We start from the raw sequence: 16,768 nt of genomic DNA on the forward strand, positions 1-16,768 counted from the left end.
TGCGCGTCCAATGTTGAATTTGCCCATCTGGCAGTCCCCGGTGGTCCTACGCATCCCCATGCGCCATGATCACCAGAGCAGTTGCGAAATCCGTGCCAACTCGCCGCCGACGCCGTAAGTCTTTGATTTTTCAAGCGGCAGCGCTAGATTTTCGCCATCCGGGGTGGCGAGCAGGCAAGTCCTGCCGGGTTGGTTAACCGGAGATTAACCGGTGGCGGCAGAATTTGCCGGTGGGCGGCAGCAGGTGAGTCCGGTGCGGATCGACAACAATTCCCGGGTAGGCAATGTAGGCGGACGGCCATCGGCCGGGCGCACCCAGCCGGGCGGCGTGTTCGAGCTCGGGCAGGGTTCCGAGGCGCCGCAGTCGCGTCCGGTGGCCAATGTTGCCGCGTCGACTTCCCTCGATGCGCTGCTGGCCCTGCAGGCCGTCGAAGATCCGCTGCTCAAGAAACGCAAGACGGTGCGCCGCGGCACCCAATTGCTCGATGCGCTCGACGCGTTGAAGACCGACCTGCTCGCCGGCCAGATGTCCGAAGGGCGCCTCAACCAGCTCATGGCGGTCATGTCGCAGGCGCGGGAGAAATCCGACCCCGGCCTCGATCGCCTGCTCGACGACATCGAGCTCCGGGCCCGGGTCGAGCTGGCCAAACGCGGGATGTTTCCGGCCTGACGGGAATCGCCGCAGGCTCTTCACACGTTAATGACTAAGATTTTCAAGGCTTGCCGAGTGCTAGCCCTCGCCACTATAAGGCCCGCCATTAGGGGCGTCTTGGAATCGAGTCAGAATGTCGACTGAAGTTCTTGATTATCGTCCTAGTGCGGACGAGCCTTTCATGAACCCGCGCCAGCGGGAGTACTTCCGGCAGAAGCTGGAGCGCTGGAAGGAGGATATCCTCCGCGAGAGCCGCGAAACTCTCGAAAACCTCCAGGAAGAAAGCCAGAACCACCCGGACATGGCCGATCGCGCCTCGTCCGAAAGTGACCGGGCTCTCGAGCTTCGCACCCGCGACCGCCAGCGCAAGCTGATCAGCAAGATCGATGCGGCGCTCAAGCGGATCGAGGATGGCACCTACGGGTATTGCGAGGAGACCGGCGATCCGATCGGCATCGCCCGCCTCGATGCCCGGCCCATCGCCACGCTCTCCCTGGAGGCCCAGGAAATGCACGAGCGCCGCGAGAAGGTGTACCGCGACGAGTAAGACAAGGGCCCGCAGCGATGCGGGCCTTGTCGTTTTTGGCTCTTATACCGACCCGCAGCAGCGGGGAGGATAAGTGGCGAGCATGGTCGCCTCAGGCCGGCTCGCTCGTGTCGTCGAGCGCGCCGACCATGTATTGCACCAACTCGGCTGCGTCGGTGTCGGCTGTCCGCTTCTCGGTGACCTTGCGGCCGCGGTGCATGACGATGATCCGGTCGGCGACCGCGAACACGTCGGGCATGGTGTGGGTGATGAGGATTACCGGCACGCCCTGGTCACGCAGCTTGCGGATCAGTTCGAGCACCTTGTGCTGCTCGGGGACGCCCAGATTGTTCGTCGGCTCGTCCATGATCATCATCCGCGCCTTCCAGTAGATGGCCCGCGCGATGGCCACCGCCTGCCGCTGTCCTCCTGACAGGCTCTCGATCGGCTGGGTCAGGGTGGGAAAGACAATGTCGAGCGCGGCAAGGCTCTGCGCCGCTTCCTTCAGCATCTGGCGGTCGTTGAGCGTCTTCACCAGCCCGCCCAGGTAGCGGTTCTTCATCTCGCGCCCGAGGAAGATGTTGGCCGGCACGTCGAGATTATTGGCCAGCGCCAGGTCCTGGTAGATCGTCTCGATGCCGGCGCTGCGGGCGTCGATCGGCTTGTCGAAGCGCACCGGCTTGCCCTCGAAGCGGATCTCGCCCTCGTCGGCGTGGTGGACGCCCGAGACGCACTTGATCAGCGTCGACTTGCCGGCGCCGTTGTCGCCGAGCAGCGCCACCACCTCGCCCGGACGAATATCGAGGCTGACATCGTTGACCGCGACGAGGCCGCCGAAGCGCTTGACCATGTTGCGGATCGAGAGGACCGGGTCGCTCATGCGCCCCTCCCGCGCCGGCCGAGGATCAGGTCGCGTGACTGGTCGATCAGCACCGCGATGATCACCACCGCGCCGACGACGATGAATTGCCAGAACGCCTGCACGTTGAGCATCACGAGCCCGGTGGTCAGTACGGCGATGATCAGCGAGCCGATCACCGTGCCCACGATCGAGCCGGCGCCGCCGAACAGGCTCACCCCGCCGATGATGACCGCCGCGATCGAGCTCAGCAGCAGCGGGTCGCCGATCACCGCGGAGCCCGCGGTAAAGCGCAGCGTCGACAGTACGCCAGCGACGCCGGCGGTGGCCGAGCTCAGCATGTAGAGCTTGATGATATGGCGATCGACCGGGATGCCGGTGCGCAGCGCCGCCTGCATGGAGCCGCCGATGGCGTAGGTGTGCCGGCCGAACTGGGTGCGCTTGAGCAGGAAGATGCAGAGGATCACCACCACCGCGGTGATGACCACCGGCCAGGCGAGGATGCGGTCCATGGAGCGGAGCAGGGCGCCCGTCACCTCGGGTCGGTCGAGCACGTAGAAGCCGCCGCCTTCGCCACGCACCAGGTAGAACAGCGACTCGTTGCCATAGTTGCGAATGCCCTCGGGCAGGCCGATCACCGTGGTGTTTTCCGAGAACAGCAGTGACAGCCCGCGCACGATGAACGAGGTGCCGAGGGTGACGATGAAGGCCGGCACCTTGAGCTTGGCGATGATCAGCCCATTGACCAGCCCAACCACGCCGGCACTGCCGACGCCGGCGAGAAAGCCGAGCACGACGGCGAAGAACAGCGGCACGCCGGCATTGTAGGAGGCGCGGATGGCATGCGCCGACAACACCGACGAGAGGCTCATCACCCAGCCGACGCTGAGATCGATGCCCGCCGCGATGATGACGAAGGTCTGACCAAGCCCGAGCAGCAGCACCGGCACGATGGCCATCAGGATGTTCTGGCTGTTGCGCACGGAAAGGAACGTCGCACCGCCGAAGAACGGTACGGCGACGACGAAGAACAGGATCATGGCGCCGAGGAACACCCAGGCCCACGCCCGGCTCATCAGCAGGACGAACCGGCGGCCGGTCGAGAGCGACGGCTCCGCCGCACCTAGCACTGTTGTCGTGTCGGTCACGCGACCCCCGATGTTTGGAGCCTTGCTATGGATCGTTCAACAGCCACGGTGTCATTCCCGCGAAAGCGGGAACCTCTGTTTGAGGGTACGAACCAAACGGAGATCCCTGCTTTCGCGGGGATGACCCGGTGGTCAGTACAAGGCCGGGGCGTATCCCCGACCCTGTCTTGTCGGATCGCTCAGTTCCCGGTCTTATAGATGAAGCGCGAGAACTCGGGATCGTCGACATTATCCTTGTCGAGGATGGCGAAGCCCGTTTCGACGCGGCGCGGCAGGCTGGTGACACCGGAAGCGTCGGCAGCGGCGAACTGCACCGCCATGTAGCCCATGTCGTAGGGCTTTTGGGCCAGCACGAGGCTGACCACACCCTTGCCCATCAGCTCGATGGCTTCAGCCGTGGCGTCATAGGCGACCACCTGCACGGCGCCGCCGAGGCCCGCATTGACCACGGCATTGCCGGCGCCGCCGGCCGAGAACACGTTGGTGCCGAAGACGCCGACCAGATCCTCGTTCTGCTCGATCACCGCGGCAGTCTGCTGCGCCGCCTTGTTCTGGTCGTCGAGATTGTAGTCGGGCCCAAGCACCTTGATGTCCGGGAACTCGTTGGCCATCACTTCCTTGAACCCCTGCTCGCGGCCTTCGACCGACGAGACGTTGGGGTTGGTTGAGTTGATGTAGACCGTGCCCTTGCCGCCAATGGCTTCCGCGAGGCCGCGGGCCGAGATGCGGCCGCCCTCGACATTGTCTGAGCCGATATAGGCGATCGGGAAGGTCACCGGGCCGTTGGCATAGTCGCCATCGCCGAGGAACGTGTCGACGGTGATCACCTTGATGCCCGCGTCCACCGCGTGCTGCAGCGGCGTCACCATCTGGTCCTTCTCGACCGGGGCGGTGATGATGTAGTCGAGATCGCCGCGCGCGATCAGCGCATCGAGGATCGGCGTCTGCGCCTCGACGCCCCAGGTCGGCGGTACCTGCGTGACGACCTCGATGCCGAGGTCCTTGGCCGCGGCTTCGACGCCCAGCTGCATCACCTGGTAGAACGGATCGACCACGCCCGGCAGAAAGCCGATCTTGATGTCGACGGCATAAACGGCAGTGCTCGACAGAAGTATCGTGCCCAGCAGGGCAGCAGTCATCGTCGATGCTTTGCGCATCGTCCCCTCCCTCGGTTGTTTGCCCGACCCTCCAAAGAGTCCTCCGGCCGGACAGTTCACGATGGCCCGCGGCCCGCGAAAAGTAAACGGGGCTCGCTAGTTACTTAGCTCCACTTCGCGTTCAACGCCGATGGCTTCGAGAAAGGCCCGGTCGTGACTGACGACCAGCAGCGCGCCTTCATAGGCACGCAGCCCCGCTTCCACCGCCTCGATGGCGTGGATGTCGAGATGGTTGGTCGGCTCGTCGAGGATCAGCAGTTCCGGCGGGCGTCCGCAGCCGATGGTGCAGGCGAGCCCGGCGCGCAGCATCTCGCCGCCGCTGAGCTGGCCGACCGGTTTCAGCGCGGCATCGTTGCGGAACATGAAGCGCGCCAGCGCCGCGCGGGCCGCGTTCTCGTTGTCGCCCGGGTTGAGCCGCAGGTAGTTCTCGCGGATCGTCTCGCTGGGATCGAGCAGGCCGACCTGCTGGTCGAGCAGGGCGTGGCGCGGCGTGATCCGCACGGCCCCGGAGGCGGGCGCGAGATCGCCGGTGATCAGCCGCAGCAGCGTGGTCTTGCCCGAACCGTTCGGGCCGGTGATTGCCACGCGCTCCGGGCCGGTGATCGTGAGGCTGAGCTCGCGGATGATTGGCTTGTCCGGCACAGGGCCACCGGTCAGCCGGTCGAGCTGCAGCACGGTGGTGCCGTTGGCGAGGCCGCTCGGTTCGAGCTTCACCGCCAGCGGCTGCAGCACCTCGATCTCGGCTTTCGCCTCCAGCAGCGAGGCGGTGGCCGAAGCGCGCCGCTTCTCGCCCAGCTTGTTGAGTTCGCCGGTGCTGACCTCGGCCGCCATCTTCATGCCGCCCAGGATGATCCGCGGCAGGTCGCCGCGCGCCGCCTTACGCGCGCCGGCGGCGTTGCGCTTCTCCTTGCGCTCCCGCATCTGCTGCGTCTTGCGGTCGATCTCGTCGAGCGTCTTCTCCGCGTGGGCCAGCCCTTGTTCGGCCGCCGCCAGCTCCAGCGCCTTGCGCTCCTGGTAGAGCGCCCAGCCGCCCCCATAGACATTGGCGCCGATCGTCGTGAGCTCGACGATCTGGTCCATCTCGACGAGCAGCGTGCGGTCGTGGCTGACGACGATGGCTCCGCCCTTCCAGCCGCGCAGCAGCGCCGCCACGGCTTCGCGTCCATCGGCGTCGAGATTATTGGTCGGCTCGTCGAGCAGCAGCATGTCCGGCTGCTGCACCAGCAGCGCGGCGAGCGACAGGCGGGTACGCTGCCCGCCGCTGAGGGTGGAGATGGGGCGATCGAGCTCGAGGGCGGGCAGGCCGACCTCGGCCAGTGCGGACTCGATCCGCGACTGCAGCGTCCAGTCGGCTTCGGCGGCATCGTCCACGGTGCCTTCGCCGGCCATCATCCGGTCGAGCCGGGCAACCGCTTCGGTCTGCCCTAAAGCCTCCACCACCAAAACCCCTTCGTGTTGCACCACCTGGCGCAACATGCCGATCGACCCGGCGATGCTAACACTGCCGGAGGTCGGGGGGATTTCTCCGGTGACGAGGCGCAAGAGCGTGCTCTTGCCGACGCCGTTGCGGCCGATCAGGCCGGTACGGACGGGACCGAAGGAAAGATCGAGATTGGAGAAGAGCGGGACGCTGTCAGGCGTGGTGTAGGAAACCGCTTTGAGCGTGATGGAACCGGGCATGGGAAATCTCCGGGTGACGGATCGGGACGAACTGATCTGTCAGGCGGAAATCCATGAATACCTGCCGGTTGGTGCTGCGGATGCCCGGAACATAGGGATCGAACCCGCGATGTCAACCTTTGGGCGCCTCGCCAACTCGTTGCTCACGCTCGATGCCGCTCCCTCCACCGGGTCATCCCGGCGCAGGCCGGGGCCCATCCTGAGGTCTCACCACTGCCACAGGCAGCGGAACTCCCTCCGGAGAGGTGGAAGTGCATGGAGAGCACCACTCTTAAGGCGGATCGATCGTGCGGTTCGCCGCAATCGCCGCGAACCAGTTCGGCGGGCGTTCGATCATGCGGCGGACGACCGGGCGTTCGGGGCCCTGGTGCAGTTCGCGCAGCTGGTCGCCGATGGCTTCGTCGGCGTGGGTAAGGCGCTGGTTGTGCCGGGCATATTCGGTCCAGGTCGGGCTCTTGTAGCTCTCGATCCAGCGGTCGGTCTCGGCGAGGTCACGCTTCAGCGTCCATTCGCGGGCGCCGTCGCGGATGCGGATGCGGCGGCGGTCGGCCATAACCTTGAGGAACTGGCGCACGTCTTGCGGGCGGATGCGGTATTCGATCGAGATGACGATCGGGCCCGAACGCGGCTCAATGGGGAGCGTGATCTGCGGCTCCTGCCAGCGGTTGGCTGGGTCGAGATCCTGCATCGTGCGCGGCGGAACCGAGATGACGAGACCGATCGCAGCGCCGAACAGCATCACCCCAGCCGCACCGAGCAGGGCGGCCGACACGCCGAACTCCTCACCGGCGAGGCCCCAAATCCAGCTGCCCGCTGCCATGCCGCCAAAGGTGCAGGTCTGGTAGAGCGAAAGCGCTCGGCCCACCACCCAGCGCGGCGTCGAGAGCTGCACCGTCACGTTGAACAGGGTCAGTGCCAGCACCCAGCACGCCCCGCCGATGGCGAGGGCGGGGGCGGCGAGCCATGGGCTCGGGCTGAGGGCCGTAACGGCAGCGCAGATGGCAAAGCCGATGAAGGCGATGCGGACGATGCCTTCGCTGGAGAAGCGCTCGGCGAGGCGTGAGCTGATCAGCGCGCCGCCGACCGCGCCGATGCCGAAGCAGCCGAGCAGCAGGCCATAGACCAGCGGGCCGCCATCGCGGAAATTGGCCGCCACCACCGGCAGCAGCGCCATTACTCCGACCGCCGAAAAGCCGAACAGGAAGGCGCGCACCAGCACCCTGCCAAGCTGCGGCGACAGCGCGATATAGCGCACGCCGGCCAGCATGGCGCCGGTGACGGATTCGCGCGGCAGTCCGGTCGGCGCCGGCGGTGGCTTCCAGCCGATCAGTGCCGTGATCATGGCGAGATAGGTGAAGGCGTTCACCGCGAAGGCGGCCGCCGCCCCGGCAAAGGCGACGATCACGCCGCCGACCGCCGGGCCGAGGCTGCGCGACAGGTTGAAGCCGATCGAGTTGAGCGCCACCGCCGAGCCGACGCTCGATCGGGGCACCATGTCGCCCACGGAGGCCTGCCAGGACGGATTGTTGAGCGCCACGCCGCAGCCGATCAGGAAGGTGAAGGTCAGCAGCAGCCAAGGCGTGATCAGGCCGAAATAGGCCGTAACCGCCAGCAGCGCCGAGATCGTCAGCATGAAGAACTGCGCGATCAGCATGACCCGGCGGCGCGGGAAATTGTCGGCGATGGCGCCGCCGAGCAGCGAGAACATCATGATCGGCAGCGTGGTCGAGGCCTGGACCAGCGCCACGAGATCGACCGAGCTCGTGAGCGCCGTCATCATCCACGCCGCGCCGACGCCCTGTATCAAGCCGCCGAAGCTCGACACCAGGTTGGCGATCCAGATGTTCCGGAACGTCGCGTTCTGCTGCAGCGGCAACAGTATCGATGGCCGGGCACTGGCCATGAGATGAGGTCCTCCTCGACCGTTCAGATATTCACCGGGTCATCCCCGCGAAAGCGGGGATCTCCGTTTCGTTCCGTAAACAGGGATTCCCGCTTTCGCGGGAATGACACGGTGGGTGGGCGGCAATGACTTCGTCATCGTAGCATCAGCTCAGGTAGCGCTGGGTCAGGTGGTCCTGGAAATGCCGCGCCGACAATTTTTCGCCCGTGGCACGCTGGATGATCTCGGGCATCGAGGCCTTGCTCGCCTCGTTCCAGATTTTCTCCCGCCGCCAGTCGTTGATGGCGACGAAGCGGCCATTGGCCATGTCGTTGCGCACGTTGGGGATGTCGCGCTCGATCGCCGACCACAGCTGCGCCGCGATCAGTGCGCCCTGGGTGTAGCTGGGGAAATAGCCGATGGCGCCGGAGGGCCAGTGCACGTCCTGCATCGGGCCGTCCTTCATGTTGTCGATGGTCGAGAGCCCCAGATACTCGCGCATCTTGGCGTCCCAGGCTTCGGGCACATCTTTTGGCGCGAGCGAGCCGTCGATCAGGCCCTGCTCGAGCTCGTAGCGCAGGATCACATGCAGCGGGTAGGTGGCCTCGTCGGCATCGACGCGGATCAGGCCGCGCTTGATGAAATGCACATGCGCCAGCACGTCCTCGACATCCCAGCCGGCCACCGCATCGTCGCCGAGCTTTTCCCGCACATGCGGCATGGCCCAGGCCCAGAACTCCGGCGAGCGGGCGATTTCCTTTTCGACGAACAGGCTCTGGCTCTCGTGCATGGCCATGCCGCGGGCCCGGCCGACCGGCCAGTGCGTCCACTCATGCGGCAGGTTCTGCTCGTAAAGCCCGTGCCCGGTCTCATGCATGATGCCCATCAGGGCGGGCAGGAAGTCGCTTTCGATATAGCGCGTGGTCATGCGGATATCGGTCGGCACGCCGCCGCAGAACGGGTGGGTCGAGATATCGAGCCGGCCGTGGTCGAAATCGAAGCCGACCGCCTCCATCATCACCAGCCCGAGCGCCTTCTGCTTTTCGATCGGGAAGGGCGCGTTGAGCGGCTTCAGCGGGCGCTTGGCCAGCTTCTCCTCCTGCTTCGCCAGCGCGGCCGGCACGAAATCCTTGAGGAAGGTCTTGAGCTCGGTGAACACCGGGGTGATGTCGGCCATCCGGTTACCCGGGTCGTATTGCTCCATCATCGCGTCGTAGGGCGCGAGCCCCAGCACGTCGGCGCGCAGCTGCGCTTCCTCGCGGGCGCTGGCGACGAGGCCCTCGAACGCCGGCAGGAACGTCCCCCAGTCGCCGGTCGGGCGCAGCTCGCGCCACAGCTGCTCGGCCCGGATGCGGGCGTTGACCTGCTTGCGCACGAACTCGGACGAGAGGCAGGTCATGTTGGTGTAGACGCGGCGGAACTCGCGGATGGCGAGCGCCTGCATCTCGTCGAGCGGCTCGGCTTCGGCGTCGCCGAGCCAGTCGCCGACTTCCGACGCCGTCGCCATCTCGTGGTACATGCCGGCGAGCACGCCCATGGTCTCGGCGCGCTTCTCGCCGCCGCCGACCGGCATCATCACCGCCTCGTCGACGCCGAGCATGGATTGCGCATGCTCGATGGCCTCGAGCCGGCGGGCCAGTGCGTCGAGCTTGAGGAAGGCGGAATTGGCGGACATGGGAGACTCCTTGGCGAGTTGCGGGAACACGTAGCGTCAAACGGCGGGCGCTGTCATCCCTGCGAGCGGAGAGGGTTGAGGCCGAGTGAACATCTGGCGGGCTGGGGCCTCCGACCCCCTCTCTTGCGAAAACTAAGGACTTGGCTGCGCTAAGCCCAAGTTTTCGCTTTCTCCCCCGCCAAGGGGGAGAAGCCTTCCATCAGCATAAGCGCTCGCAGCAACGCTCCCTCTCCCCCTTGGCGGGGGAGACGCGAGACTTACGAGCGTAAGCGAGTTAGTCGCAGCAGAGAGGGGGTTGGGAGGCATTGAGCGTGCCACCACTGCGCCGACCCGGTGGGTGGGAGGGATCGAGGCAATGGCAGCGGCAAAACCGCCCAAGCGCCCCGCCGCCTTGCCATATTCGCCGCCTCGTGACACAACCCGCGCCAACAAAACAGGGCAGGGCGCTCCATATGGCGAGACTGGTCGGCTTCTATCCCGGTTCGTTCGATCCGCTCACCAACGGCCATCTCGATGTGATCGAGCGTGCCTGCAAGCTGGTCGACAAGCTGGTGATCGCTATCGGCACGCACCATTCCAAAAAGCCGATGTTCTCCCATGAGGATCGACTGGCGCTGCTCAAGGCCGTGCTCGAGCCGGTCGGCAAGCGCACCGAAACCGAGTTCGAATTCGTCGATTTCTCCGGCCTGATGGTCACTGCCGCCCGTGCCGCCGGCGCCAAGCTCGTGATCCGGGGCCTGCGCGACACCACCGACTACAATTTCGAGATGCAGATGGTCGGCATGAACGCCCAGATGGCGCCCGACCTGCAGACCGTGTTCCTGCCGTCGAGCCCGCATGTCCGCCACATCTCGGCCACGCTCGTACGTCAGATCGCCGAACTCGGAGGCGATATCAGCGCCTTTGTCCCGCCCACCGTTCTCAAGGCCCTCAAGAACAATGGCTGATCCCATCAAACGCGCCGGCATTATCCTGGGGCTGCTTGCCGCCCTCGTCGCCGGTCTCTTCGCCTTCTCCTTCGCCGGTCCCGCGCGCGCTCAGGACACTCCGTCCGCCACGCCGCACTGGATCATCGAGCTCAAGGACGGCCCGGTCGACATCGAGCTGCTGCCCAACGTGGCGCCCAAGCATGTCGAGCGCATCGTCGAGCTGACCAATGCGGGCTTTTACGACGGCATCGTCTGGCACCGCGTGATCGAGGGCTTCATGGCCCAGTCGGGTGACCCGACGGGCACCGGCACCGGCGGCTCGGACAAGCCCGACGTCGTTGCCGAGTTCAACGCGGAATCGTTCGATCGCGGCGCGGTCGGCGCGGCTCGCACAAACGACCCCAACACGTTCAATTCGCAGTTCTTCATCTGCTTTGCCGACTGCACCTTCCTCAACGGCCAGTACACCGTGTTCGGCCGCGTCGTTTCGGGCATGGAAGCGGTCGACAAGATCACCCGCGGCGAGCCCCCGGCGAACCCCGACAAGATCGTCTCCGCCAAGATCGAATACAAATAAGAAAGGCCGAACCGATGGCTTACAAGGATCCGGAAAACACCCTCGTCATCGAGACCACCAAGGGCACGGTGGTGATCGAGATGCGTCCCGACCTCGCTCCCAACCATGTCGCGCACATCAAGAAGCTGGCGCGCGAAGGTTTTTATGACGGCGTGGTGTTCCACCGCGTGATCGACGGCTTCATGGCGCAGACCGGCGATCCGACCGGCACCGGCATGGGCGGCTCGAAGTACCCGAACCTGAAGCAGGAATTCAACGCCGAGCCGCACACCCGTGGTGTCGCCTCGATGGCCCGCTCGCAGAACCCGGACAGCGCCAACAGCCAGTTCTTCATCGTCTTCGACGACGCCCGTTTCCTCGACCGCCAGTACACGGTGTGGGGCAAGGTGATCGAGGGCATGGAGAACGTCGACAAGATCAAGCGCGGCGAGCCGGTGCGCGATCCCGACCAGATGGTGTCGGTGAAGGTCGCGGCGGATATCGCAGAATGATCCTCAGGGCCGCCATCGTCGCTCTCGGCCTTGGCGGCCTTGCTACGCCCGCTCTTTCCACAGAGTGGGTGAATTGCGCGGCGCCCGACGGCGCTGCGACATTCGATTTCCTCGCCGGCGCGCTCGACGTGCTGTCGATCGTCGGCATGAACATCTCGGTCGGCGAGCAGGTCTGGGCCAACAGCGCCGCCTACGGTCCCGGCGATCCGGTTGTGGTCGGCCAGGCCTTCGAGGATGGCGAGAAGATCCTGATCGACGCCATGGACGAGGCGATGAACGCCAGGATCGCGGAACTGCGCCTGTTCAAGACGACCGAAGGCGATGCCTTCGCTTATGGCGGCACGCTGCGCATCGCCGGGCATGGCGCCTGGGCCGTGAGCTGCTCCGGCCCCTGATGCGCGTCGACGACTTCGATTTCGACCTGCCGCCCGAGAGCATCGCGCTCCACCCCGCCGAGCCGCGCGACTCCGCCCGCATGCTGCTCGTCCGTCCGGGCGAGCCGCTCGAGGACGCGCATGTCACCGACCTGCTGCGCGTGCTGCGCGCCGGGGACGTGCTGGTGGTCAACGATACCCGCGTGCTGCCGGCCGAGCTGACCGGTCAGCGCATCCGCGGCGAGCTGCGGGCCAATGTGAGCTTCAACCTGCACAAGCGTGTCGATGCCTCGACCTGGCGCGCCTTTGCCCGGCCGGCGAAGAAACTGCACGTGCTCGACCGGCTGGAGTTGGGCGATAACGGCTCGATCACCGCTACCGTCGCCGGGAAGGGCGATACGGGCGAGATCACGCTCGCCTTCGACCTCTCGGGCGCCGAGCTCGACGAGGCCATCAAGGCGCATGGCGCCATGCCGCTGCCCCCCTATATCGAGGCCAAGCGCCATACCGAGGAACGCGACAAGACCGACTACCAGACGGTCTACGCCGCCCGCGACGGCGCCGTTGCCGCACCCACGGCGGGGCTGCATTTCACCGAGGGTTTGCTGCAAAAGCTCGCGGACATCGGGGTAACCGTCGAGCGCTTGACGCTGCATGTCGGGGCAGGGACCTTCCTGCCGGTGAAGGTCGACGACACCGACGACCACGTCATGCACGCCGAATGGGGCGACATCCCCGCCGCCGTGGTCGAGCGCATCCTTGCCGCCAAGGCCAAGGGCGGCCGGGTGATCGCGGTGGGCACGACGAGCTTGCGGCTGCTGGAGACGGCGGCGCGGGCGACGGGGACGCTGCAGCCGTTCGTTGGCGATACCGACATCTTCATCACCCCCGGCTACCGCTTCAACGCGGTGGACGTGCTGATGACCAATTTCCACCTGCCGCGCTCGACCCTGTTCATGCTGGTCAGCGCTTTTGCCGGGCTGGACACGATGCGGGCCGCTTATGCGCACGCCATCGCCGACGGGTACCGGTTCTACTCCTACGGCGACTCGTCGCTGCTGTTCCGGGCCTGAGTGATCGGTAGCGCAGGGCGCATCGGCAAAACTCGGTGTCATCCCTGCGAAAGCAGGGATCCATTTCGCAGCCCGCGCCGGTGGAGGGTTGGATCCCTGCTTTCGCAGGGATGACAGCCGGTAGGTAGGAGGGAGCAGGGACCCGCTGATAGTTAAGCGCACACTTGACAATCATTCGCGCGCCACGATACTTAAGCCAACACATAAGTGATGGAGAGCGCAGATGCGCAAGTTGATCGCCTGGAACGTGATGACGCTGGACGGCTATTTCGAGGGGCCGGAGCCGTGGTCGATCGACTTCCATAGCCTCGTGTTCGGCAAGGACCTGCAGGAACTGAGCGACGAGCAGCTCGCCGAAGCCGGGCTGATCCTGTTCGGCCGCAAGACCTACGAGGGCATGGCCCAGTACTGGCCGAGCGCGCCCGAAAGCGAGGCGGCGGCGATGAACGCCGTACTCAAGGCCGTGATCTCGAACACGCTCACGAGCGCCGACTGGAACAACACCTGGCTGCTCAAGGGCGATGCGGTGGAGCTGGTGCGCGGGCTGAAGGCAGAGACGGGCGGGCCGATCTACGTGTTCGGCAGCGCCGAGCTGCTGGCGAGCCTGCTCGCCTACGGCCTCGTCGACGAGTATCGGCTGTGCATTGCGCCGGTGCTGCTCGGCAAGGGCACCCCGCTTTTCAAGACTTCCGACGCGCAGACCGGGCTCGAGCTGAAATCGTCCAAGGCCCTCGAGAATGGCGGCCTGCTGCTGATGTACGGGATCAAGGCAGCCTGATCGGCGGCATTTGCACCGGCGTCATCTCGACCCGGTGGGTGGGCGAAGCTGGAGAGGGCGTCGCTTGAACCGGCAGGGATGACAGGACGTCATGGGCCGGATAAGACCCGGCCCATGAAATCCGATTACGCATTCACCCTCCTCGCCACCGACGGCATGGCGCGTCGTGGCCGCATCGACACGTGGCGCGGGGACGTGCAGACACCCGCCTTCATGCCGGTGGGGACCGTGGGCACCGTCAAGGCGATGTATCCCGAGCAGGTGCGCGACACCGGCGCGGATATCCTGCTCGGCAACACCTACCACCTGATGCTGCGGCCGGGCGCCGAGCGCGTCGCGGCGTTGGGCGGGCTGCACGACTTCATGGACTGGCAGCGGCCGATCCTCACTGACTCCGGCGGCTTCCAGGTGATGTCGCTGGCCAAGCTCAGGAAGCTGAACGAGAAAGGCGTCACCTTCCGCAGCCATATCGACGGCGCTGCCTATGAGCTGACGCCCGAGCGCTCGATCGAGATCCAGACGCTGCTCGACAGCGACATCATCATGCAGCTCGACGAGTGCATCCCGTTGCCCTCCGAATACAAGGAGATGGAGCGGGCCATGGAGCTGTCGCTCCGTTGGGCTCAGCGCAGCAAGGATGCCTTCGGTCACCAGCCGCACCGGGCGCTGCATGGCATCGTGCAGGGCGGCGACAATGCCGAGCTCAGGGCCCGCTCGGCGGCCGGACTGAAGTCGATCGGCTTTTCCGGCTATTCGATCGGCGGGCTGGCCGTGGGCGAGCCGCAGGAGACGATGTTCCGCGTCCTCGGCGAGATCACGCCCGAATTGCCGACGGACAAGCCGCGCTACCTGATGGGCGTGGGCAAGCCCGACGACATTCTCGGCGGCATCGAGCGCGGCGTCGACATGTTCGACTGCGTGCATCCGACGCGGGCCGGGCGGCACGGGCACGCCTATACGCGCTTCGGCGTCATCAACCTGAAGAATGCGCGCCATAAGGACGATGGGCGGCCGCTGGACGAGGACTCGCCCAATCCGAACTGCCGGCGCTTCAGCCGGGCCTACCTGCACCACCTGGTGAGAACCGAAGAAATCCTCGGCGCCATGATCCTGAGCCAGATCAACCTGCACTACTACGCCCAGCTCTGCATCGGCGCGCGCGCCGCGATCGAGGCTGGAACCTTCGCCGATTATGCGGCACAAACCCATGCGACATGGGCGGCGGGCGATATCCCCGCGCTGGTCTAGCGCGTCCGAACCAAGAGAGAGCAAGCGTCATGGCGTCGAGCCGCAAGTCCCTCCTCAATCCGCTGATGAAGCACCGCAAGCGCCTCGCCGACACGACGATGCGCGCGCTGTTCGCGGCCGATGCCAACCGCTTCAAGACCTACTCGGCCAAGGCCGGCGACCTGCTGCTCGACTATTCCAAGAACCGCATCGACGACAAGGCGCTGGATACCCTGTTCGCCATCGCCCGCGAGGCCGGCCTCGAAGAGCGCCGTGCCGCGATGTGGAAGGGCGAGCACATCAACACCACCGAAGACCGCGCCGTCGAGCACATGGCGCTGCGCTACTTCGGCGACAAGAAGGTCGTGGTCGACGGCAAGGACGTGATGCCCGACGTGCGCGCCGTGCTGGCCGCGATGAAGGTGTTCTCGGACCAGATCCGCGACGGCTCGATCAAGGGCGCGACCGGCGAGACCTTTACCGACGTCGTCAATATCGGCATTGGCGGCTCCGATCTCGGTCCGGCCATGGTGACGCTGGCGCTGGCGCCCTACACTCGGCCTGACCTTCGCGCGCACTACGTGTCGAACGTCGACGGCGCCCATATCCACGACACGCTGCAGGGGCTCGATCCCAAGCGCACGCTGTTCATCGTGGCGTCGAAGACCTTCACCACCGACGAGACCATGACCAATGCCGGCTCGGCGCGGAAGTGGATCGCCGAGGCACTCGGCGACGCGGCGGTGTCGGATCACTTCGCGGCGCTCTCGACCAATCTGGAGGCCTGCGCGGCGTTCGGCATCAAGTCCGACCGCATCTTCGGGTTCTGGGACTGGGTTGGCGGGCGCTACTCGGTGTGGTCGGCTATCGGCCTGCCGGTGGCGATTGCCGTGGGTTACGAGAACTTCGAGGCGTTCCTGCGTGGCGCCTACGAGATGGACCAGCATTTTTTGAAGACCAAGCTCGAAAAGAACCTGCCGGTCATCATGGGCCTGCTCGGCGTCTGGTACCGCAATGCCTGGGGTTTCTCGACCCACGCCGTGCTGCCTTACGATCAGCGGCTTTCCCGCTTCGCCGCGTACCTGCAGCAGCAGGACATGGAGTCGAACGGCAAGTCGGTGGATTTGAAGGGCAAGCCGGTCGACTATTCCACCGGCCCGATCGTCTGGGGCGAACCGGGCACCAATGGCCAGCACGCCTTCTACCAGCTGATCCACCAGGGCACCGACGTTATCCCGGCCGATTTCCTCGTCGCCGCCCAGCCGCATGAGCACCTGCCGCCGCACCACGACAAGCTGGTCGCCAACGTCCTGGCGCAGGCCGAGGCGCTGATGCTGGGCAAGACCAAGGACGAAGTCGTCGCCGAACTGACGGCCCAGGGCATGCCCAAGGCCAAGATCAAGGAACTGACCCCGCACAAGATGTTCCCGGGCAACCGGCCGTCCAACGTGCTGATGTACCCAAAGCTGACGCCGGAGCGGCTGGGCAGCCTCGTCGCGCTCTACGAGCACAAGGTGTTCGTGCAGGGCACCATCTGGGGCGTGAACTCCTACGACCAGTGGGGCGTCGAGCTCGGCAAGCAACTGGCTAAGGCGCTGCTGCCCAAGGTCGAAGGCAAGGCCAGGGCCGACGGCCACGACAGCTCGACCAGGGGCCTGGTCGACGCCTATCTGAAGATGAAGGGCTGACGCCGTAACTCGCCTGTACGCCCACCCGCTTTCGTCCTTTCCCTTGCAGGGA

Annotated in this window: 16 protein-coding genes; 10 read left to right on the forward strand and 6 right to left on the reverse strand. The window is 65.7% G+C overall.

Features of this window, described 5'->3' with window-relative positions; genetic code table 11:
• Positions 1 to 211 precede the first annotated feature (211 nt).
• Both AC3A6I_RS07510 and dksA read left to right on the forward strand, forming a co-directional pair.
• Positions 212 to 670, forward strand: coding sequence for a flagellar assembly protein FliX (locus AC3A6I_RS07510; RefSeq protein WP_487543061.1), 459 nt, complete (start codon positions 212 to 214; stop codon positions 668 to 670).
• A 115-nt stretch (positions 671 to 785) separates the two neighbouring features.
• Positions 786 to 1,199, forward strand: a complete 414-nt coding sequence (gene dksA, locus AC3A6I_RS07515) for an RNA polymerase-binding protein DksA (RefSeq protein ID WP_487543062.1) — start codon at positions 786 to 788, stop codon at positions 1,197 to 1,199.
• A gap of 91 nt (positions 1,200 to 1,290) precedes the next feature.
• Here the strand turns inward: dksA and AC3A6I_RS07520 are convergent, their stop codons facing one another.
• The 6 genes from AC3A6I_RS07520 to AC3A6I_RS07545 all read right to left on the reverse strand — a co-directional run bounded on the left by AC3A6I_RS07520 (position 1,291) and on the right by AC3A6I_RS07545 (position 9,579).
• On the reverse strand, positions 1,291 to 2,058 hold the full coding sequence (locus tag AC3A6I_RS07520) for an ATP-binding cassette domain-containing protein (protein WP_487543063.1): 768 nt from the start codon (positions 2,056 to 2,058) through the stop codon (positions 1,291 to 1,293).
• On the reverse strand, positions 2,055 to 3,185 hold the full coding sequence (locus AC3A6I_RS07525; RefSeq protein WP_487543064.1) for an ABC transporter permease: 1,131 nt from the start codon (positions 3,183 to 3,185) through the stop codon (positions 2,055 to 2,057). The genes AC3A6I_RS07520 and AC3A6I_RS07525 overlap by 4 nt, the downstream gene beginning before the upstream one ends.
• A gap of 179 nt (positions 3,186 to 3,364) precedes the next feature.
• On the reverse strand, positions 3,365 to 4,342 hold the full coding sequence (locus tag AC3A6I_RS07530; RefSeq protein WP_487543065.1) for an ABC transporter substrate-binding protein: 978 nt from the start codon (positions 4,340 to 4,342) through the stop codon (positions 3,365 to 3,367).
• A 96-nt stretch (positions 4,343 to 4,438) separates the two neighbouring features.
• Complete coding sequence (locus tag AC3A6I_RS07535; RefSeq protein WP_487543066.1) at positions 4,439 to 6,022, reverse strand: ABC-F family ATP-binding cassette domain-containing protein; 1,584 nt, start codon at positions 6,020 to 6,022, stop codon at positions 4,439 to 4,441.
• 271 nt (positions 6,023 to 6,293) lie between these two features.
• Positions 6,294 to 7,925 (reverse strand): MFS transporter, encoded by a 1,632-nt coding sequence (locus tag AC3A6I_RS07540; protein WP_487543067.1) that lies wholly within the window; start codon positions 7,923 to 7,925, stop codon positions 6,294 to 6,296.
• Between the two features lie 145 nt (positions 7,926 to 8,070).
• Positions 8,071 to 9,579, reverse strand: a complete 1,509-nt coding sequence (locus tag AC3A6I_RS07545; RefSeq protein ID WP_487543068.1) for a carboxypeptidase M32 — start codon at positions 9,577 to 9,579, stop codon at positions 8,071 to 8,073.
• A gap of 452 nt (positions 9,580 to 10,031) precedes the next feature.
• Here AC3A6I_RS07545 and coaD point away from each other — a divergent pair, with 452 nt between their 5' ends.
• The 8 genes from coaD (at position 10,032) to pgi (ending at position 16,716) form a co-directional block, all read left to right on the forward strand.
• Positions 10,032 to 10,526 (forward strand): pantetheine-phosphate adenylyltransferase, encoded by a 495-nt coding sequence (gene coaD, locus AC3A6I_RS07550; RefSeq protein WP_487543069.1) that lies wholly within the window; start codon positions 10,032 to 10,034, stop codon positions 10,524 to 10,526.
• Positions 10,519 to 11,085, forward strand: coding sequence for a peptidylprolyl isomerase (locus AC3A6I_RS07555; RefSeq protein ID WP_487543070.1), 567 nt, complete (start codon positions 10,519 to 10,521; stop codon positions 11,083 to 11,085). Before coaD ends, AC3A6I_RS07555 begins: the two co-directional genes overlap by 8 nt.
• A 14-nt stretch (positions 11,086 to 11,099) precedes the next feature.
• Positions 11,100 to 11,576 (forward strand): peptidylprolyl isomerase, encoded by a 477-nt coding sequence (locus AC3A6I_RS07560; RefSeq protein WP_487543071.1) that lies wholly within the window; start codon positions 11,100 to 11,102, stop codon positions 11,574 to 11,576.
• Complete coding sequence (locus AC3A6I_RS07565) at positions 11,573 to 11,971, forward strand: hypothetical protein (RefSeq protein ID WP_487543072.1); 399 nt, start codon at positions 11,573 to 11,575, stop codon at positions 11,969 to 11,971. The genes AC3A6I_RS07560 and AC3A6I_RS07565 overlap by 4 nt, the downstream gene beginning before the upstream one ends.
• Positions 11,971 to 13,023, forward strand: coding sequence for a tRNA preQ1(34) S-adenosylmethionine ribosyltransferase-isomerase QueA (gene queA, locus AC3A6I_RS07570; protein WP_487543073.1), 1,053 nt, complete (start codon positions 11,971 to 11,973; stop codon positions 13,021 to 13,023). Before AC3A6I_RS07565 ends, queA begins: the two co-directional genes overlap by 1 nt.
• A gap of 223 nt (positions 13,024 to 13,246) precedes the next feature.
• On the forward strand, positions 13,247 to 13,801 hold the full coding sequence (locus tag AC3A6I_RS07575; protein WP_487543074.1) for a dihydrofolate reductase family protein: 555 nt from the start codon (positions 13,247 to 13,249) through the stop codon (positions 13,799 to 13,801).
• Positions 13,802 to 13,915: 114 nt separating this feature from the next.
• Positions 13,916 to 15,049: a tRNA guanosine(34) transglycosylase Tgt gene (gene tgt, locus AC3A6I_RS07580; RefSeq protein WP_487543075.1), complete on the forward strand. Its 1,134-nt coding sequence runs from the start codon at positions 13,916 to 13,918 to the stop codon at positions 15,047 to 15,049.
• Positions 15,050 to 15,078: 29 nt separating this feature from the next.
• Positions 15,079 to 16,716, forward strand: coding sequence for a glucose-6-phosphate isomerase (gene pgi, locus AC3A6I_RS07585; protein ID WP_487543076.1), 1,638 nt, complete (start codon positions 15,079 to 15,081; stop codon positions 16,714 to 16,716).
• Positions 16,717 to 16,768: the final 52 nt, after the last annotated feature.

Source organism: Devosia sp. Soil_C_22, assembly GCF_057657195.1.